Consider the following 18,276-nt stretch of genomic DNA (forward strand, 5'->3'; position numbering starts at 1 on the left):
TAAAAGTGAGCGCTGAAAGCTAGCTGGCAATTGAAGGTTCGCATTGCATGCGTCTGATCCGGGGCCTGACCAACCTGAAAATGCTTTCCCGTCGGGAGGATTCACCGCTCGCCAACGGGTGTGTCGCCACCATCGGTAACTTCGACGGTGTGCACCTTGGGCACAAGACCATTATTGATCAGGTCAAAAGTAAGGCCAAGGCCCTGGGCGTGCCCTCGGTGGTGATGATTTTCGAGCCCCAACCCCGGGAGTTTTTTCAGGGCAGGGAAGCGCCGCCGAGGCTGATGGGATTTCGTCAGAAGTTCGAGGCCCTGCTGGCGGAAGGCATTGATATTGTGCTGTGCCTGCGCTTCAACCAGGCGTTCCGTAGTTATTCGGCCATGGGCTTTATAGACGATGTTCTGATCCATGGATTGGCGGTTCGTCACCTTGTGGTCGGCGATGATTTCCGTTTTGGCTGTGATCGGGCGGGCGATTTCGCGCTTCTCGAGAAAGTTGGATACGACGCCGGATTTTCCGTCGAGAATACCCTGACAGTAACCGTCGACGGCGAGCGAGTAAGCAGTACACGTGTCAGGGATTTACTCACGGTGAATGGGCTCGAGAAAGCCGAATCGCTGCTGGGCCACCCCTATCGAATCCGGGGGAGGGTCGTGTATGGCCGCCAACTGGGGCGCCAGATTGGTGCGCCAACCGCGAATATTTTGTTACATCGGACACCCGCCCTGCGCGGTGTCTATGTGGTTGCCGCCACCCTTGACGATGGCGCCCGATTCGATGGCGTTGCCAATATTGGTGTGCGTCCGACCGTTGACGGCAAGCGGCCCTCACTGGAAGTGCACCTGTTTGACTTTGCTGGCACACTTTATGGTCAGCACCTGGAGGTTGTGTTCCGGCATGGCCTGCGGGACGAGGAAAAATTCGGTTCTGTGGATGAGCTGAAAGATCAGATTGCCCGGGATTTTGACCAGGCTCGAGCGTGGATTGCCGAAAACGGCTCTGTGAAAAGCGCGGATTGAAACGCCCGGCTGCGCCCCAACGAATAAATGACCGACCCAAACTGACCAAGACCAAAAGAGTACGCACACAAACCATGAGCGACTACAAGCACACCCTGAATCTGCCGGAAACCGCCTTCCCCATGCGCGGCAACCTGGCCAAGCGCGAGCCGGAAATGCTCAAGCGCTGGCAGGATCTCGACGTCTACGGCAACCTGCGCAAGCAGCGTGAAGGGCGGGAAAAGTTCATCCTTCATGATGGCCCTCCTTACGCCAACGGCAGCATTCACATTGGTCACGCGGTCAACAAGATTCTCAAGGACATGATCGTCAAGTCCCGCAGCTTCATGGGCTATGACGCGCCTTACGTGCCGGGCTGGGACTGTCATGGTCTGCCGATCGAGCACAAGGTGGAGCAGGAGATTGGCAAGGCCGGTGTGAAGGTGGATTACAAGACCTTCCGCCAGGCCTGTCGCGACTACGCCACCAAGCAGATTGCCGGTCAGAAAACCGATTTCATTCGCCTGGGCGTGATGGGGGAGTGGGACAAACCCTACCTGACCATGGATCCCAAAGTTGAGGCGGGTATTGTTCGTGCCCTGGGCAAGATTGTCGCCAAGGGCCACCTCGTGCGTGGTTACAAGCCGGTTTACTGGAGTGTGGTGGGTCAGTCCGCACTGGCAGAGGCCGAGGTTGAATACCAGGACAAGACCTCGACCCAGATCGATGTGCGCTTTACCGCGGTTGACCAGGCAAAAGCCCTGTCACTGTTCGGCACCGATAATGGCAATGGCGATGTGTCCGTGGTTATCTGGACCACCACGCCCTGGACCATTCCGGCTAACCAGGCCGTTTCCCTTAATGCCGATCTGGACTATGCATTGGTACAGACCGATGTCGGGCACGGCCCGGAGCGGATGATCCTGGCTGCCGACATGGTCGATGGCATCATGGCCCGCTGGCAGGTTGAGAGCTACGAAGTGCTGGCAACCTGTGCTGGCGCGGCTCTTGAGAATCTGATTCTCCAGCACCCGATCTACGACAAGCAGGTGCCGGTGATCCTGGGTGATCACGTGTCCACCGATGCCGGTACCGGCGCGGTTCATACCGCGCCTGACCACGGTATGGAAGACTTTGAGGTGGGCAAGGCCTACAACATCGGCACTATCAACCTGGTTCAGGCGGATGGCACCTACACTTCGGCCGCCGGTGAGCTGGCCGGTGTACACGTTTACAAGGCCGATGAGCCGGTTTGCAGCGCCCTCGAGCGCGAGGGCAAGCTGGTCCGCTCCGAGAAGTTCCGTCACAGCTATCCCCACTGCTGGCGTACCAAGACCCCGCTGATCTACCGGGCCACACCCCAGTGGTTTATCAGCATGGATAAGGAAAACCTGCGCGCTGATGCCCTTGAAGCGATCCAGGGTGTACGTTGGGTGCCGTCCTGGGGTAAGAACCGTATCGAAGCCATGTTCAACCAGTCGCCGGACTGGTGCATCTCCCGTCAGCGGACCTGGGGCGTGCCCATCACCCTGTTTATCCACAAGGAAACCCAGGAGCTGCACCCGGACACCCAGAACCTGATTGAGCAGGTGGCCCAGCAGATCGAAGAGGGCGGTATCGATGCCTGGTACGAGCTGGATGCGTCGTCCCTGCTGGGTAGTGATGCCGAGCAATACGAGAAGGTAACGGATACCCTGGATGTCTGGTTCGATTCCGGTGTCACCCACGAGTCTGTCCTGCGGGTTCGCGAGGAGCTGGGCCAGTTCCCGGCGGATATGTACCTCGAAGGCTCAGACCAGCACCGTGGCTGGTTCCAGTCGTCCTTGAAAACCTCCATCGCCATGAATGGCGTGGCGCCTTACAGGCAGGTTCTGACCCACGGCTTTACCGTCGATGGCAAGGGCCACAAGATGTCCAAATCCCTGGGCAACGTGATCGCGCCCCAGGAAGTCATGAACGAGCTGGGCGCCGACATCCTGCGCCTGTGGGTGGCCGCAACCGACTACAGCGGCGAAATGACCGTGTCCAAGGACATCCTGCGCCAGACCGCCGATGGTTACCGCCGGATCCGGAACACCTCCCGCTTCCTGCTGAGCAACCTGACCGGATTCGATCCGGAGCAGCACATGGTGGCGTCGGAAGACATGATCGCCCTTGACCGCTGGATGGTGGATCGTGCCCTGCAGTTGCAGGAAGAGCTCCATGAAGACTATGGCAACTACGCCTTCCTGCGGATTTACCAGAAGGTGTACAACTTCTGTGAAGCAACTCTGGGCGGCTTCTATCTGGATATCATCAAGGATCGCCAGTACACCACCCAGGCCGACAGTCTGGCGCGGCGTTCCTGCCAGACGGCCCTGTACCATGTGGCCGAAGCGCTCGTTCGCTGGATTGCCCCGATTCTCAGCTTCACCGCTGATGAAATCTGGCAGCATTTGCCGGGTAAGCGCAGCGATACCGTGTTTTATGAAACCTGGTACGAAGGTCTCACAGCACTGCCGGAAAACGCTGAGCTTGGCCGCGATTACTGGCGCGAGATGTACAGCGTGAAAGAGGCCGTCAACAAGTGCCTGGAGGAAGCCAGGGCACGGGGTGAAATCAAAGGCTCGCTCAGTGCCGAGGTGACTCTGTTCTGCGAAGGCGACCTGGCTGCCGATCTGAAGCACCTGGGTGAGGAGCTGCGGTTTGTTCTGATTACCTCCGAGGCCAGTGTCAAACCGGTTTCAGAAGCGGGCGATGCGGAAATGACCTCCCATGAAGGTCTCCGCGTGAAGGTGACACCCGCCGCTCACACCAAGTGCGAGCGCTGCTGGCACCACCGGGAAGACGTCGGCCGCAATGCCAAGTACGACGACCTCTGTGGTCGCTGTGTGATCAACGTGGAAGGGCCCGGCGAAGCCCGCGCCTACGCCTGATGGACGCGACCATGACAGAGCAGGTCACCGGGAGCAAACTGAAGTGGCTGTGGCTGGCGGTGCTGGTGATCGCTCTGGATCTTGGCACCAAGGCCATGGCCACCGCCATGCTGACCTACGGTGATCCGGTTCCGGTGATGCCGATGTTTAATCTGACGCTGCTTCACAACACTGGAGCAGCGTTCAGTTTTCTGGCTGGCGCGGCCGGCTGGCAGCGCTGGTTCTTCGTAACTTTGGCGCTCGTGGTCAGCGTGGTGCTGATTTACTGGCTAAAAAACCTCCAGCGCCATGAAACCTGGACCGCCATTGCCATCGTACTCATACTCGGCGGCGCCCTGGGCAACGTCTACGATCGGGTGGTGCACGGCTACGTGGTCGATTTCCTGCACTTCTACTGGCAGGACTGGCACTTTCCCGCCTTTAACCTGGCTGACACTGCGATCACCATCGGTGCCGCCATGATGATTCTTGATATGTTCCGCAAACCCGCCGACTCGGACGGGGATGCGAAAAGGAGTGAGTAACTCTTATGAATGAACTGCCTGTCGACAAGGGTACCCGGGTAAAACTGCACTTCGCCCTGAAGTTCCCGGATGGCGAAGTGATTGATTCGACCTTTGAGAAAGAGCCGGCGTCCCTGGAAATCGGCGATGACAACCTGCCGGAGAATTTCGAGGCCTACCTGATGGGTATGAAAGCTGGTGATAAAGGCAGCTTCCAGGTGCCGCCCGAGAAAGCCTTTGGCCAGCACAACCCGAATAACGTACAGACGTTCAAGCGCCATGAGTTCAGCCCCGATATGGTGCTGGAACCCGGCGTAATGATTTCCTTTGCCGACGCGCGCCAGAGCGAGTTGCCCGGTGTTGTCAGCCGTGTAGAAGGTGACGAAGTTGAGGTGGATTTCAATCACCCCCTGGCAGGGCGTACACTGACGTTTGAAGTAGAAATCATCGACGTGGAACCGGCAGGCCCGGCCCACTAACCAGAATAGCAGGTTGATATGCAGATCCGACTCGCCAATCCCCGAGGTTTTTGTGCCGGCGTGGACCGCGCCATTGAAATTGTAAACCGGGCGCTGGACGTGTTCGGAGCGCCTATCTACGTAAGGCATGAGGTTGTCCACAATAAATTTGTGGTGGATAACCTGCGCAACCGCGGCGCCATTTTCGTGGACGAGCTGGATGAAGTTCCAGACGACAAGCTGGTTATCTTCAGCGCCCACGGTGTTTCCCAGGCAGTCCAGAACGAAGCCGCCCGCCGCGGCCTGAAAGTCTTCGATGCCACCTGCCCGCTGGTCACCAAAGTCCACCTGGAAGTCATGCGCTATAGTCGCGATGGTCGGGAATGCGTGCTGATCGGCCACCACGGCCACCCGGAAGTGGAAGGCACCATGGGACAGTACGACCACAGCAATGGCGGTGAAATCTACCTCGTGGAAAACGAGGAGGATGCTGCCAACCTCGAGGTAAAAGACCCCGCAAAGCTCTCCTACGTGACCCAGACCACTCTGTCCATGGACGATACCGCCCGGGTCATCGACGCCCTCCGAGCAAAGTTCCCGGAAATCCAGGGCCCGCGAAAAGATGACATCTGTTACGCCACCCAGAACCGCCAGGACGCCGTGAAGCAGCTGGCTGGCGACTGTGATCTGATGCTGGTGGTTGGCTCGCCGAACAGCTCCAACTCAAATCGCTTGCGCGAGCTGGCCGAGCGCATGGGCACACCAGCCTATCTTATCGACGAGGCCTCCCAGATCGACGCCGCCTGGCTGGAAGGGAAGACCTCGGTTGGCGTGACCGCTGGCGCCTCAGCTCCGGAGGTTCTGGTGAATGATGTAATTACTCGCCTGCGAGAGCTTGGCGGCAGCGTTCCGGAGGAGATTGCCGGGCGTGAGGAGAATATTGTGTTTTCTATGCCAAAAGAGCTTCGGATAGATGTGGTGGAGGTTAGCTAGCCGACTAGTGAAGCGTCTACATCATCGCATATGGCATGAAAAGATGACGTGATTGTGAATTGCGTCATCTTTTCTCAAGTTGATAACCGTTCATCCTACCTTTAATTCCTTTCGTCGCTCTTACCCTAGATAGCCTCTCCTACCCAAGTTACCTTAAGAATAACGAATAGTGGGAACTACTATGCTGATTCACAAACAGCCAGCTGGCTTTACGTTAATAGAACTTCTCATTCTGATCACACTCATCGCAATCGTGGCGACTGTGGCTGTTCCGGGCTTTGGCAGGCTCATAGAGAGCAACAGATTGACGTCGTCAAGCAATGATTTGGTGGGAGCCTTGAACATGGCTCGAGCCGAAGCAGTTCGATTGGGCACTACGGTTTCTGTGGCGCCAAACGGTTCAGACTACTCTGGGGGGGTTTTGATTCAGGCTACCGTTAATGGAGCTTTGCAAACTTTGCGAGAAGTGGAAGGCCCGGGCGACGGTGTAGATATATCGCTTACATCTGGCTCAAATCCCGGTTTTAGAGCTAATGGGCTGGCGACACATACTTCCAATGTGATTTTTAACGTATGTGGCGAGAGTGGAGAGCGTGGTACTCAGGTATCTGTCACTCTTGGTGGTCAGGTCCAATCTACAACGATTACATGTCCGTGAGGGTAGCTCCAGTGAGACGAATCCACAAAGAGTCAGGCTTCTCAATGATCGAAGTGCTTGTCGCATTGTTGGTGCTGGCAATCGGTTTGCTCGGTGTCGCAGGAGTCCAACTGCTGTCTATGCAGCAAACAGCGAATTCAACTCTCCGTTCGGAGGCAACGTTGTATGCGCAAACAGCTGCAGACAGAGTCAGGGCGAATGGTGGAGATGTTCTCGATTCAGCAGATCTCGCTCAACTCGAGGCAAATATGCAGCAGGTTCTTGGTGCCGACAGTGATCTGCAGATTTCCGTAAGTGCAGATGTGGCTCAGATTACGGTTCAGTGGACCGAGAGGGATCCGTTTAGTGATTCTGGCTCGGCTACGCAAACCCTGACAATGAACGCGAGTCTTTAAGCAATGAATTTGAACGTCTCACCATCAAAACAGAGCGGGCTTTCATTAATCGAGTTAATGATTGCCTTACTTTTGGGCACCTTTCTGACAGTGGGTTTGGTTCAGATATTTTCGTCGAACAGCCAGTCCTTCCGGGTAGTGGAGGCAAGTGCCCGGGCTCAGGAATCTGGCCGCTTTGGAGCAGATATTCTTTCGAGGGCCCTGCGAAATGCTGGCTTCTACGGCTGTTTCCCTTTAGAGGGGGTCACAAATAACCTTGATGTTTCCGACTCTGATTATGATCCGGCACTTCATGATTTCCAGTTCCAGGGCATCACGGCTGAAAGTTCGCTGAGACCAACTGACGCTATCGCAGGAACTGACTTTTTCGTAACAATGGGTGTTAGGAGAGCTGGCGCCTCAGTTGCTTCAACGGCTCAGGTGAACTCGGCATCTTTTACAGTAAATGAGCGTGGAGACCTTGAGACTGGCGATATCATCCTGATAACTGACTGTATTAACGGCGATATTTTTGAATTGTCTAATGTTCAAGGCGGAACTGGCGGCGCAACAATTACATTGGTCGCAAATAGTGGCAATGGTGAGCCTGGGAATGACTTTTCAGCCAATTCACCTCCGGGTTGCACTACCACGCAGAACTGTTTGAGCGCTGTGTATGGTGAAGGGTCGGATGTATTTCGGACCTACTCTGAGGCTTACTTTATCGCAACCGGTGCATCAGGAGAGCCTGGCCTCTTTATGAGAGATCGCAACGGGACGACGTTTGAGCTTGTTTCGGGCGTTATTGATATGCGCCTGCGCTTTGGTGAGGGGCAGCCTGCAACTGGAGTCCAGGATTGGAAGCTACCAAGCGATTCAACATTAGATTGGGACAGCGTGCTCGCTGTGGAAGTCAGTCTGCTTGTTCGTGGCGGCGAAGATGAGGTTTTGCAGACCAGATCCAGACTCTGTTACCCCAGTTGGACCGATTGCTCGGGAGTAAAAAACTGGACTGCGCAAGACGACAGGCTCTACAGAGCTTTTAACTTCACTGCCGCGATCCGGAACCGCATCTGAGGTAAATGTTATGCCAAAAAACACACAAAAGGGTGCCGTTCTCCTTGTCTCGCTAGTAATCCTGCTCGTGCTCTCATTGCTGGCAATTTCAGGTATGCAGGGCAGCGTAATGCAGGAGCGGATGGCCTCAGCTCAGCGAGATGGGATGCTGGCACTTGAGATAGCTGAAAGGGCAATGGTTGAAGCTGAAGCGGCTCTGGATGGTTTGGCCGATCTGGACGATTTCGGCTCAACAACCGGGTTTTACGAGTCAGCACCGGGCTCAAGCGCTTCTCCCCCTTCTCCATTCGCAGCAACGACATGGAGCAAAAGCGGGGAAACCGGGGATCCAGTAAATGCAATCGAGGCTTCGGCTGTAAATGGCATTTCAGCTCTTTATTTCTATGACTACAAAGGTAAGGTCACTCTGGATGCTGAAGCGCAATTACCGCGAGATCTGAGCCAGTATGGTGCGGCAGGACCAACCGAGTTTGACTACGCGCGTATCGTTGTTCGAGCTCCCGGGCCATCTGGGACCAGCGCACGCTTGCTGGAAGGCTTCTATATTTTTCAGCCTGGTGGGCTGGCAGGAGGAAACGAATGATTGATTCAAGATGGTTTGTTGGTACGTTGGCTGGGCTTCTCGTTCTTCCAACCGCTGGTTACTCTGCTAGGCCGGATTTTGCTCAAGAGCCGCTTTTTATTGGTAGTGCTGTTGCGCCGAACTTGATGTTCATCATCGATGATTCCGGCTCAATGGAGCGAGAATATATGCCAGATGAGTTGGGCAATGATCTTTGTAATAACCCCTCAAATTGTCCCTGGTATTTTTCAAGTGCAGTGAACACCATATGGTTTGACCCTGATTTGCAATATCTGCCTCCACGAAAAGCCGATGGAACCGGGCGTAAACAGAATAGTCCTTTTACTGGGGCATACTATTATGGTTACGCGGACAACATGACTACGGCGGGAGACGCAAACCTAGAGAATGTCTTCCCGACCTGGCGTAATACATATAACGAGCCAGCATTTTATTACCAGTTGGATGAAAGCTCCGATGCTTGTGTTTCGAGCCCGAAAACAGCCTCTTGCTATACTAAGGTTGTTGTCAAAGATCAATCTGATGAAGAGAGACAAAATTTCGCAAACTGGTTTACCTATTATTCAACAAGAATGTACATGTCGCGCGCCGGAATCGCGGAAGCGTTTTTCGAGCTACCGACCTCTTTCCGCTTAGGGTGGGGAAGAATAAATCGAGGGCAGAATGATATTGACGACGCTTCCGACGTCAGGGCAATTGTTTCAGGTGTTCGCGAATACTCAAATGACCAAAGATCTGCTTTTTTAGGGTGGTTATATGATGTCCCGGCCAGTGGTAACACCCCTCTGAGGCGCGCTCTCGAAGGTGCTGGCCAGTATTTTGAGGAAAGTGAAAGGGCTTGGTCAGACGATCCGAGCAAAGAAGTTTCTGAAACAAATCCCGTCAGAGAGTGTCGGCTCTCATACAGCATCCTGATGTCTGATGGTTACTACAACGGTAGTGATCCGAGTTCTGATGTCTACCAGGCAGATGATGTAAATGGCTCTGCGATAACTAATGAACGAGGCGATTCTTTCGAATACTTGGCAGTGGATCCGTTTAAAGATGGCAGAAATTCCAGAACCCTTGCAGACGTTGCCATGTATTACTGGAAGCGCGACCTGAGAACTGACATTAACAACTATGTGCCTGTATCTGAGAGAAATCCCGCTTTTTGGCAACATATGGTTACGTATACCGTTGGCTTGGGCGTCGCCGGATCGGTGGATCCTGTCGCTGCATTTAAAGCCATTGAAGATGGAACATACTTGAATTGGTGGGGCGGAACCTCTGACGAAGACAAAGTGAACGATATGTTGCATGCCGCGGTTAACGCTCGAGGTGGATTTTTTAGTGCGTCAAACCCCTCGACCTTTGCGAAAGAGCTAAAGGGTACCGTAGGCGATATTACAGCTGAAGCTGGGTCTTCAACGGCTGTTGAGTTTGATGTCTCTTCTTTCCAGGAAGGTGCACTGATATTTTCATCCCAGTTTGATCCAAACGGTTGGACTGGCGACCTCAAAGCCGTTGAGCTTGGAGGAACAGATACCCCCGTAGTGCCCGATATTGAAGATGCGATAGAAGCCGGAAACGGGTGGTCCGCTGGAGACCTACTGGATGAACGTGACATCAGCACCAATGAGCGTGTGATCATCACCTACGGTAATGGTAGCGCAAGCCCCTTTCTTTGGGATGATCTCACCGATGTCCAGAAAAACGACCTCCGTTATGGTGGCGTCACAGATACTGTGGCAGAGCAAAGGTTGAATTTTATTCGCGGCGATCGTTCACTGGAGGACACCACTGAGTTTCGTAAGCGGGGAAGCCGATTAGGATCCATTGTTAATTCCTCCCCCGAGTTTGTGGGTGCTCCACGCGCTATCTGGCCGGACTCGGATCCATTTGGCGAATCCTCCGAGCGTTTCTCTGACTTCGCGGAAACCAACAAAGATCGTTCACCTGTTGTTTACGTGGGCTCTAATGATGGAATGCTCCATGGTTTCTCGGCGACGAAGAGCGGTGGGCAGGAAGTTCTGGCATATATCCCTGAGTTTGTTTACAACTCTACGGCTGACAATGCAGGACTTCATTTTCTCACGGACCCTGCCTATCAGCATCGGTACTACGTTGATTTGGAGATCAGGCAGCAGGATATCTATACCAAAGGAAAGCGAGCAAATGGCAACCTCACTAACGATACGGCGTGGAGAAGTGTCATTGTTGGCGGCGGAAGAGCTGGCGCAAAAGGAATTTTCGCTCTTGATGTAACGGATCCTTCTAGCTTCTCAGAGTCGAATGCAGAAAGTATAGTTCTTTGGGAGTTTACTGCGGGCAACGACAACAAACTTGGCTATGTTACGCAGGCCCCGATCATCGGTATGGCCAAATGGGGAAGTTCAGATATTCGCTGGACCGCCTTCGTATCTAACGGATACAACTCTACCGAAGATTCAACCGGGTTTTTCATGTTGGATATCGAGGGGGGTATGGATGGAACTTGGGAGAGCGATGAAGTCCGGTATGTCGAATTCGATTCGGATGGTGATGGCCTATCTCCTCTCAGTGCTTTCGATACCACTGGTGACTATCTGATTGACCGGATCTACGCAGGGGATCTTGATGGCAAGCTCTGGGTAGCTGATGGCACAAATGGTTCCTGGGGGACTGCATATTCCAACGCCTCGGGTCCACAGCCGCTTTTCACAGCAGCATCCAATCAGCCAATTACGGCTGCGCCTGTGGCGGCTGCAAACAAAGACGCAGTCCGTGCAGGTAATGAACCGAATCTGCTGATATTTTTCGGAACCGGCCAATACCTAGAAAGTGACGATGTAACCTCGACAAATACACAGTCAGTTTACGGGTTATGGGATAAGGGTGTAGCTGGTCTTACACGGTCAACACTCGAGCCTAGAACTCTTGACGAGGCTACCCTTGCTCTGGAGGGGGAGGCGACCGCAGAGGTTCGCTACTCAAATGGGGACGCCCTTGATTTTTCCGAGATTAATGGCTGGTATGCTGACTTGGATATTAGTGGCGAGAGGGCTGTCGTTAGCCCGCAGGTTAGAGGGGAGTTTCTGTATTTGAACACAATTATTCCGGACCAAAATCCTTGCTTGGGTGGCGGGGCGGGCTGGATTCTTGCGTTCGGTCTGGACGGCAGAACTCCAGAGTCCAGAGCTTTTCTTGACTTCAGTCAGATCGTGACAGGCTACAAGATAAATTCAATGCCAAACCAGTCTACAATTCTTGGAAATTTCAGATTTACGCCGGGTAGCGACGGTGACGAACCTGTCGACGTTGTAGAAATTCCTCCATTGAGTGGCGCAGTTACGAATGCTGGTCGTCGTGGCTGGAATGAGTTGGTTGAGTGAACGCCATAGTTTGTTTGGGTCTGGACTCTAAGGGGATTTTCATGAATAAGGCTTTCGGTTTGATTTTTTTGCTCGCCATGACTGTTTCCTCAGCCATGGCTATCGCCCAAACGTCGCCAAAAACTGGTTTAAATACAACGTTGGAGGCGCAGCAGGTTATTGTCAATTCAATCTACCCGACCGAAGGTAGGTTGGTTATCGACGACCAGGAAATGTTCGTTAAGCGGGAAGTGATAATGAACGGGCAATCGATTTCAGGTCAAGCTGCGTTGGAAATTCTTCGTGAAGGTCAAAAATTAAAGTCAATGAAGTATGAGAGGTCTGGTAGCGAATTGGAACGGATTCTGATTGAGGTGGATACCCTATGAGTCATTCGCTGGGTACAACTAAAGAGGGCGCCAACCGACAGCAAAATCTTGGTTTCACTCTTATCGAGTTAATGATCGTAGTGGCGATCATTGGGATTATTGCAGCGATCGCATATCCTTCCTATCAGAACCAGGTAAGAGAAACTCGACGGACAGCGACTCAAGCCGATTTAATGGAATTGGCCCAATGGATGGAACGTCAATACTCCGCAAATTTCAGTTACCTTGATGCTTCCGGAAATGCCCCAACGCTGCCGTTTACGCAGTCTCCTCGGAGTGGGACTGCATTTTACACCATAGGTTTTAATGGGTCGGTCACTGCGAACACCTATTCTCTTCAGGCAGCGCCTTCGGGTGATCAGGCGAACGATGATTGTGGCACACTCAGAATCTCGAACACCGGAGCGAAGACTGCAGTGAAAGATGGCAGTACCGTTGCGGGCTGCTGGTGATTCAGCAGCGCACGGGCTTTCCCTTCGCGTCGTCGACCACGCCGTCTCCGTTGCTGTCTGTGGCGGTTCTTATTCGTCCACTCCGGCTTATGATCAGCTGGCCTGCCAGAGAGGCTTCTCCTGAATCTGGGCACCAGGTGATGTTTCCCAAATCGCTGTATATAAAACCATCTGGTCTGAATTGGAAATAGCTTCTCGACAGTGACCTCACGATAAAATTTCCAAATTTAGGGGGAGGCAAAACCGCATTGACTTTGGTGCCTTGAAGGAGAGTCCGTTGATTACCTGGGTCTGCAAACATTGAAACAGGCCCGTTCCAATTTCGGCCGCACTTACCGTCAGGTTCCGTAGGGCATACGGTTACGATCTGCCCTGTCATAACTGAATGTCGTCTGGCTAAGGCTAGAAACTGACGAAGCTCAGAGATGGCAGCTGTTCGTTGGCTATTTTGTATAAGTTCATTGAAAGAAGGCACAGCTTTCGTTGCTAAAAGCGCTAAAAGCGATATAACAACCAATAATTCCACCAAAGTTAAGCCTTTGGAAGAGGAGGTGGTTCTCATCCTTGAATCTCCTACTAGCCATCCAGTCCTTGATGGCAGTCAAGCTAAGTTTTATCTACCGTAGTCCTTACGGCAAAGAGAAGGTTAATACATTTTTATTCCATTCCCAACTTCTTCAACCTATACCGCAATGCTCGAAAGCTAATCCCCAATCGTTTCGCTGCCGCCGTCTTGTTCCACCGAGTTGCCTCAAGCGCCTTCTCAATGGCTTGCCGCTCGATGCCTTCCAGATATCCTTCGAGATCGATTTCACCATCGGGTACTGCTGCAATGCCATCTTCCCCGTTTGCTTGCCCTTCAGCAATGATCTGCGAGGCCGAAGCTGCATGCTGAACACCATTCCCCAGATGCAGATCATCAGCATCGATCTGATCGGCGTCGCACAGGGTAAAAGCCCGCTCCAAGACGTTTTCCAGTTCCCGGACATTGCCCGGAAAGTCATAGCCTCGCAGTCTGTCCACGGCCGCTGGCGTTAACGAGGCAGGGTCACACTCATACTCTTTCGCAATCCGTTCAAGAATGTGATTCGAAAGCAGAGAAATATCATCCGGCCGCTCTCTCAGGGGTGGTACTGCGAGTTCGATCACGTTAATCCGGTAGAAAAGATCCTGACGAAAGCTGCCTTCCTGGACCAGCTCCGGCAGATTCTTGTGGGTGGCGCTCAGTACCCGAATGTCGACGGGCACTTCCTTGGTGTCCCCGACGGGCCGAACGGCTTTTTCCTGTATGGCGCGGAGCAGTTTCACCTGCATGGCCAGGGGCAGGTCTGCCACTTCATCAAGGAATAGGGTACCTCCGTTGGCAGAGCGGAACAGGCCGTCTTTGTTCTCCACGGCCCCGGTAAAGCTGCCTTTCTTGTGGCCGAAGAATTCGCTTTCCATCAGTTCCGAGGGAATCGCACCGCAGTTAACCGCGATGAACGGTCCTTCGCGGCGGGGTCCCTGGAGGTGGATCATTCGGGCCACCAGCTCTTTACCACTGCCAGATTCGCCACTGATAAACACGGGGGCCTGGCTTCGGGCCAGTTTTCGGGTCTGGTTCCGGAGTTTTCGAATCTCTGGTGATTTGCCGAGTAGCAGGCCTGGCTCGTCGGCTGTATCTTCCGCGTCTGCCTTGGGCTCAGATAGCTTGAGGGCGCTATTGACCAGTTCCCTTAGTCGGGGCAGCTCCACCGGTTTGGACACGAAATCAAAAGCCCCGGCTTTGAGCGATTCAATCGCGGTGTCCATGTTGCCGTACGCTGTGATCAAGGCAACAGGCGTGGCCGGAGAGTGTTTCTGAATCCACTGGACCAGTTCAATGCCATTACCGTCTGGCAGGTTCATGTCGGTCAGGCAGAGGTGGGTGGCGTTCTGTTCCAGCAATTTCCGGGCGCTGGTGAGGTCGGGTGCCGTGAGGGTTGATATTCCCATCCGGGTGAGGGTGATCTCGAGTAACTCCCGGATGTCCGGTTCATCATCAACAATCAGCGCTGTGTATGTGGTCATCTTGTGTCGTCGGTTCCATGTCGTTGTTCAAGCGCCCGATATCCGCCGGCGCAGGCTCAGATCATTCGCCTCGGGTGAGCAAATGTAATGCGAAAACAGCAGCCGGGCTTGTTGTCTTCTACCAGGGAAAGATGCGCCTGATTAGCCTCGCACAGTTCCCTGGCCAGATAAAGCCCGAGCCCGGTCCCGGTCTTGTCTGTGGTGAAAAACGGTTCGAACACTGAGTTTCTGTTTTCCGGCGCAATGCCGGGGCCCAGGTCCCGCACATCGATATAGGCCCGCTCGCCATCCTCGGTTGCCCCGGCGTGTATTCCGATCTTTTGCTGGCCCGAGTGCTGCTGACTGTAGCGTAAACCGTTGTCGCAAAGGTTCACCATCACCTGCTCAATCTGGCTTTTGTCGAACCGCGCTGGCGGTAGTTGCGGATCGATTTTCAGAACAATGTTGGCTGTGGTGCAGTCCTCGTCCTGCGTTTGCAGGAAATCTTCCCGAAATTCCTGGAGCCAGGGTGCGACTTCGATCAGATCTGCATTGGCGGCCCGGCGTCTTGAAAGATCAAGAACGTTTTCGATAATCCCGTTCACCCGGCGGGAGTGTCGCTGGATGATCGCCAGCATCTGGCGGTCGCCGGCTTCCAGGTTCGGTGCTTCTTCCATAAGTTGGGCCGCGTGGCTGATTGCGCCCAGCGGATTGCGGATTTCGTGAGCAATGCCGGCTGTGAGTCGGCCCAGCGATGCCAGCTTCATCTGCTGGGCCTGCTGGGTGACTTTGCTCATGTCTTCAATGAACACGAGGATCTGGTCACCCCGTTCCTGATCCAGTTGGGTGAAATTGGCCTGCAGTAGCGGCGATGTGGGTGAGGGCTGGAACGGCTCAATGCGCTGGGTCGGGTCCTTCAGCCATGCGTCCAGGCCCTGCTTTAGCGGTTTGGGCAACACGGTTGCGCGCTCCTGAATCGGAACCGAGGTCTTTGGCGCACCATATAAAAGCTCCTCGGCGGCAGCGTTGGCAAGACGGATCTGGCCGAAACGGTCCAGCACCAGAATGCCGGTACGCATGCGCTGGATAATCTGCTGGTTGATCTTCTCCAGCTCGGCAATACTGCGTGCGCGGCTGCTTGCCAGAGCCTCGCTGCGCATCATCCGGCGGGAAATGCTCTGTAGGACGAAAGCCGCAGCAAAGTAAAGGATGCCCAGTGAGCCGGCCCGGACAATATCGTCGGCGGACTCGCCCAGAGCCAGAACTGCCCAGCCAGAGATCCCCAGGGAGCAGATTGCGGCCAAAGCGGCATAGAAGGTGCCCATGCGGCTTGGGGTCAGGATATTGCCCGCCGCAACAGACACAATCACCAGGTTGGCCAGGCCGTTGGTAATGCCTGTACTGGCAAGCAGCAGGCCGTGCATGATCAGGATATCCACCAGGATGGAAAGCGTAATGTGGCGCTGGCTGGGGTGAAAGCCCGCCACCAGGAGCAGGGCAATGAAGGCATTGAGACCAAGGTAAGCGGAGACGCCTGCCTGGTAGTAATCCAGCAGCCGGAAACGCATGTCAAAGTTGACTGGGTCCACGAATAACAGCGCCACCAGCATCAGGCTCACCACCAGGCGGTAGTGGTTGTAGATCCTGAATAGCTTTGCCTGCTGCACACCGGACGGTGTTGAAGGGGGTTGGCCGAGCGTTTCGGCCGACTGTGCTGGTGTATCTGCTGCCATGATTTACAGGAATCCGCTGTTGGTCGGAAGAAATCCACGCCTATGCGGGGTTATAATAGCCTTTTCATGGCAATGAGTTACAGGAGCCGATTTATGTCCGTGTCCGGAAACCAGGCAGCGACCGGGGTGTCTGCCAGAAAACTGCGGGTGGTGATGGCCCAGCTGGATTTTCTGGTGGGAGACATACCCGGCAATACCGAGCTCGTCCTGGAGGCTACCCGCCGGGCATCGTCCGAGCATCAGGCAGACATCGTGGTTTTCCCGGAGCTTTGCCTGACCGGCTATCCGCCGGAGGATCTGCTGTTGCGCCCGAGCCTGGAGGTACGGGTCAACGAAGCGCTGGAAAGGTTGCAGGCGGAACGGCTGGACCCGGTGATCGTTATCGGTGCTCCCCTTCGTCATGGCCCGCTGTTGTATAACGCGGCGGTGGTGATTGATGGTGGCGAAATTACCGGCCGGTATTTCAAGCGCTTCCCGCCCAACTACCAGGTGTTTGACGAGAAGCGTTACTTTGCCGAAGGCCAGGATGTTCTGACTCTGGATATCCGCGGCGTTCCCGTAGGTATCACCGTGTGTGAAGATCTCTGGAAGGAGGGCCCGGTAGAAGACTGTGCGGCCGCAGGCGCCCGTCTGATTCTGAATCTCAATGCGTCACCCTACGATATCGACAAGCAGGCACGTCGCAAGGCCCTGTTGGAGAGAAAGTCCCGGGAGAATCTGGTCAGTATCGTTTATGTGAATCTGGTGGGCGGTCAGGACGAGCTGGTTTTTGACGGTGGCTCCATGGTGTTTGACCATTCCGGTGTGCTGACTGCAGAGGCCCCTCAGTTTGGTGAAGGATTATATCCGGTCGACTTTCTGTGCGAACACCACTGTCAGTCGGTATCCCAGGCGTTGCCGGAAGAGCCGACATTGGAGGCTAATGTCTACAGCGCCCTGGTGACCGGTGTACGGGATTACGTAAACAAGAACGGATTCAAATCGGTGGTTCTAGGGCTTTCAGGCGGTATCGACTCGGCAGTGACTCTGGCGGTTGCCGTCGATGCACTGGGCAAGGATCGGGTTCGGGCGGTGATGATGCCGTTCCGTTACACCTCCAGCATGAGCCTTGAGGATGCCGAGGCTGAAGCCGTTGCCCTGGGCGTGCAGTATGATGTGTTTTCCATTGAACCCATGTACGACGCCTTCATGGAAACTCTGGCAGCGCCTTTTGAGGGCACCAAACCGGATACAACCGAGGAAAACCTGCAGGCGCGTCTCCGGGGTGTTCTGCTGATGTCGCTTTCCAACAAGTTTGGTTCCCTGGTGCTGACCACTGGTAACAAGAGCGAGATGGCGGTGGGCTATTCAACGCTTTATGGCGATATGGCTGGCGGCTTTGATGTGCTCAAGGATGTGCCCAAAACCCTGGTATTCCGCCTGGCCAAATACCGCAACACGCTTTCGGAGGGAGAAGTGATCCCCGAGCGTGTGATCACCCGGCCGCCATCGGCAGAACTGGCGCCGGACCAGAAAGATGAAGACAGCCTGCCCGGTTACGATGTACTGGATCAGATTTTGAATCTGTATGTAGAGCGGGATTTCAGTGCCGATGCGATCGTTGCGGAAGGTTTCGAGCGAGTCGACGTTGAGCGGGTTATTCGTCTTGTAGATATCAACGAATACAAACGTCGGCAGGCGCCGATTGGTGTTCGAATTACCGAGCGAGGATTTGGCAAGGACCGGCGTTATCCGATCACCAACGGCTGGAAGAGTGGCAAATAGTTGAAGTATTCGGGGTCAG

16 protein-coding genes are annotated in these 18,276 nt (G+C 54.4%); 13 read left to right on the forward strand and 3 right to left on the reverse strand.

All coding sequences use genetic code 11. The features are described 5' to 3' along the window. Positions 1-47 precede the first annotated feature (47 nt). The 12 genes from ribF to ACGK9W_RS21265 all read left to right on the forward strand — a co-directional run bounded on the left by ribF (position 48) and on the right by ACGK9W_RS21265 (position 12,732). Complete coding sequence (gene ribF / locus ACGK9W_RS21210) at positions 48-1,019, forward strand: bifunctional riboflavin kinase/FAD synthetase (RefSeq protein ID WP_008170730.1); 972 nt, start codon at positions 48-50, stop codon at positions 1,017-1,019. 74 nt (positions 1,020-1,093) lie between these two features. After that, positions 1,094-3,913: an isoleucine--tRNA ligase gene (ileS, locus tag ACGK9W_RS21215; protein ID WP_008170729.1), complete on the forward strand. Its 2,820-nt coding sequence runs from the start codon at positions 1,094-1,096 to the stop codon at positions 3,911-3,913. Beyond that, complete coding sequence (gene lspA / locus ACGK9W_RS21220) at positions 3,913-4,437, forward strand: signal peptidase II (RefSeq protein WP_008170727.1); 525 nt, start codon at positions 3,913-3,915, stop codon at positions 4,435-4,437. Before ileS ends, lspA begins: the two co-directional genes overlap by 1 nt. Positions 4,438-4,442: 5 nt before the next feature. Beyond that, on the forward strand, positions 4,443-4,895 hold the full coding sequence (gene fkpB, locus ACGK9W_RS21225; RefSeq protein WP_008170725.1) for an FKBP-type peptidyl-prolyl cis-trans isomerase: 453 nt from the start codon (positions 4,443-4,445) through the stop codon (positions 4,893-4,895). A gap of 18 nt (positions 4,896-4,913) precedes the next feature. Further along, a complete protein-coding gene (gene ispH, locus ACGK9W_RS21230; RefSeq protein ID WP_008170723.1) occupies positions 4,914-5,867 on the forward strand; it encodes a 4-hydroxy-3-methylbut-2-enyl diphosphate reductase in 954 nt (317 codons plus the stop codon). A gap of 181 nt (positions 5,868-6,048) precedes the next feature. Then, a complete protein-coding gene (locus ACGK9W_RS21235) occupies positions 6,049-6,525 on the forward strand; it encodes a GspH/FimT family pseudopilin (protein WP_081467503.1) in 477 nt (158 codons plus the stop codon). A 44-nt stretch (positions 6,526-6,569) separates the two neighbouring features. Beyond that, positions 6,570-6,920: a type IV pilus modification protein PilV gene (pilV, locus tag ACGK9W_RS21240; RefSeq protein WP_008170721.1), complete on the forward strand. Its 351-nt coding sequence runs from the start codon at positions 6,570-6,572 to the stop codon at positions 6,918-6,920. Positions 6,921-6,923: 3 nt separating this feature from the next. Continuing rightward, the gene (locus ACGK9W_RS21245) at positions 6,924-7,976 is read left to right on the forward strand and encodes a PilW family protein (protein ID WP_008170720.1); all 1,053 of its coding nucleotides are present in this window, start codon (positions 6,924-6,926) and stop codon (positions 7,974-7,976) included. Between the two features lie 10 nt (positions 7,977-7,986). Beyond that, positions 7,987-8,559 carry a PilX N-terminal domain-containing pilus assembly protein gene (locus tag ACGK9W_RS21250; protein ID WP_008170718.1) on the forward strand — a complete coding sequence of 191 codons (573 nt, stop codon included), beginning with the start codon at positions 7,987-7,989 and terminating at the stop codon, positions 8,557-8,559. Then, the gene (locus ACGK9W_RS21255) at positions 8,556-11,912 is read left to right on the forward strand and encodes a pilus assembly protein (RefSeq protein WP_008170716.1); all 3,357 of its coding nucleotides are present in this window, start codon (positions 8,556-8,558) and stop codon (positions 11,910-11,912) included. Before ACGK9W_RS21250 ends, ACGK9W_RS21255 begins: the two co-directional genes overlap by 4 nt. Before the next feature lie 41 nt (positions 11,913-11,953). Then, entirely contained in the window at positions 11,954-12,280 is a 327-nt protein-coding gene (locus ACGK9W_RS21260; RefSeq protein WP_139043660.1) for a hypothetical protein, read from the forward strand. Beyond that, positions 12,277-12,732 (forward strand): type IV pilin protein, encoded by a 456-nt coding sequence (locus ACGK9W_RS21265; protein WP_008170711.1) that lies wholly within the window; start codon positions 12,277-12,279, stop codon positions 12,730-12,732. Before ACGK9W_RS21260 ends, ACGK9W_RS21265 begins: the two co-directional genes overlap by 4 nt. Before the next feature lies 1 nt (position 12,733). On the opposite strand, the gene ACGK9W_RS21270 is transcribed toward ACGK9W_RS21265, so the two are convergent. The 3 genes from ACGK9W_RS21270 to ACGK9W_RS21280 all read right to left on the reverse strand — a co-directional run bounded on the left by ACGK9W_RS21270 (position 12,734) and on the right by ACGK9W_RS21280 (position 16,493). Further along, a complete protein-coding gene (locus tag ACGK9W_RS21270; protein WP_081467505.1) occupies positions 12,734-13,294 on the reverse strand; it encodes a GspH/FimT family pseudopilin in 561 nt (186 codons plus the stop codon). A 95-nt stretch (positions 13,295-13,389) separates the two neighbouring features. After that, the gene (locus ACGK9W_RS21275) at positions 13,390-14,781 is read right to left on the reverse strand and encodes a sigma-54 dependent transcriptional regulator (RefSeq protein ID WP_008170709.1); all 1,392 of its coding nucleotides are present in this window, start codon (positions 14,779-14,781) and stop codon (positions 13,390-13,392) included. 56 nt (positions 14,782-14,837) lie between these two features. Then, complete coding sequence (locus tag ACGK9W_RS21280) at positions 14,838-16,493, reverse strand: PAS domain-containing sensor histidine kinase (RefSeq protein WP_008170707.1); 1,656 nt, start codon at positions 16,491-16,493, stop codon at positions 14,838-14,840. Positions 16,494-16,586: 93 nt separating this feature from the next. Between ACGK9W_RS21280 and ACGK9W_RS21285 the strand changes: the two genes are divergently transcribed. Next, positions 16,587-18,257, forward strand: coding sequence for an NAD+ synthase (locus ACGK9W_RS21285; RefSeq protein WP_008170705.1), 1,671 nt, complete (start codon positions 16,587-16,589; stop codon positions 18,255-18,257). Positions 18,258-18,276 lie beyond the last annotated feature (19 nt).

It is taken from the genome of Marinobacter flavimaris (genome assembly GCF_045057155.1).
Lineage (GTDB): Bacteria > Pseudomonadota > Gammaproteobacteria > Pseudomonadales > Oleiphilaceae > Marinobacter > Marinobacter manganoxydans.

What these genes read in the sequence shown, in the direction of transcription:
- ribF (WP_008170730.1), top strand. Translation starts at nt 48, where the DNA reads ATGCGTCTGATCCGGGGCCTGACCAACCTGAAAATGCTTTCCCGTCGG.
- ileS (WP_008170729.1), top strand. Translation starts at nt 1,094, where the DNA reads ATGAGCGACTACAAGCACACCCTGAATCTGCCGGAAACCGCCTTCCCC.
- lspA (WP_008170727.1), top strand. Translation starts at nt 3,913, where the DNA reads ATGGACGCGACCATGACAGAGCAGGTCACCGGGAGCAAACTGAAGTGG.
- fkpB (WP_008170725.1), top strand. Translation starts at nt 4,443, where the DNA reads ATGAATGAACTGCCTGTCGACAAGGGTACCCGGGTAAAACTGCACTTC.
- ispH (WP_008170723.1), top strand. Translation starts at nt 4,914, where the DNA reads ATGCAGATCCGACTCGCCAATCCCCGAGGTTTTTGTGCCGGCGTGGAC.
- ACGK9W_RS21235 (WP_081467503.1), top strand. Translation starts at nt 6,049, where the DNA reads ATGCTGATTCACAAACAGCCAGCTGGCTTTACGTTAATAGAACTTCTC.
- pilV (WP_008170721.1), top strand. Translation starts at nt 6,570, where the DNA reads ATGATCGAAGTGCTTGTCGCATTGTTGGTGCTGGCAATCGGTTTGCTC.
- ACGK9W_RS21245 (WP_008170720.1), top strand. Translation starts at nt 6,924, where the DNA reads ATGAATTTGAACGTCTCACCATCAAAACAGAGCGGGCTTTCATTAATC.
- ACGK9W_RS21250 (WP_008170718.1), top strand. Translation starts at nt 7,987, where the DNA reads ATGCCAAAAAACACACAAAAGGGTGCCGTTCTCCTTGTCTCGCTAGTA.
- ACGK9W_RS21255 (WP_008170716.1), top strand. Translation starts at nt 8,556, where the DNA reads ATGATTGATTCAAGATGGTTTGTTGGTACGTTGGCTGGGCTTCTCGTT.
- ACGK9W_RS21260 (WP_139043660.1), top strand. Translation starts at nt 11,954, where the DNA reads ATGAATAAGGCTTTCGGTTTGATTTTTTTGCTCGCCATGACTGTTTCC.
- ACGK9W_RS21265 (WP_008170711.1), top strand. Translation starts at nt 12,277, where the DNA reads ATGAGTCATTCGCTGGGTACAACTAAAGAGGGCGCCAACCGACAGCAA.
- ACGK9W_RS21270 (WP_081467505.1), bottom strand. Translation starts at nt 13,294, where the DNA reads ATGAGAACCACCTCCTCTTCCAAAGGCTTAACTTTGGTGGAATTATTG.
- ACGK9W_RS21275 (WP_008170709.1), bottom strand. Translation starts at nt 14,781, where the DNA reads ATGACCACATACACAGCGCTGATTGTTGATGATGAACCGGACATCCGG.
- ACGK9W_RS21280 (WP_008170707.1), bottom strand. Translation starts at nt 16,493, where the DNA reads ATGGCAGCAGATACACCAGCACAGTCGGCCGAAACGCTCGGCCAACCC.
- ACGK9W_RS21285 (WP_008170705.1), top strand. Translation starts at nt 16,587, where the DNA reads ATGTCCGTGTCCGGAAACCAGGCAGCGACCGGGGTGTCTGCCAGAAAA.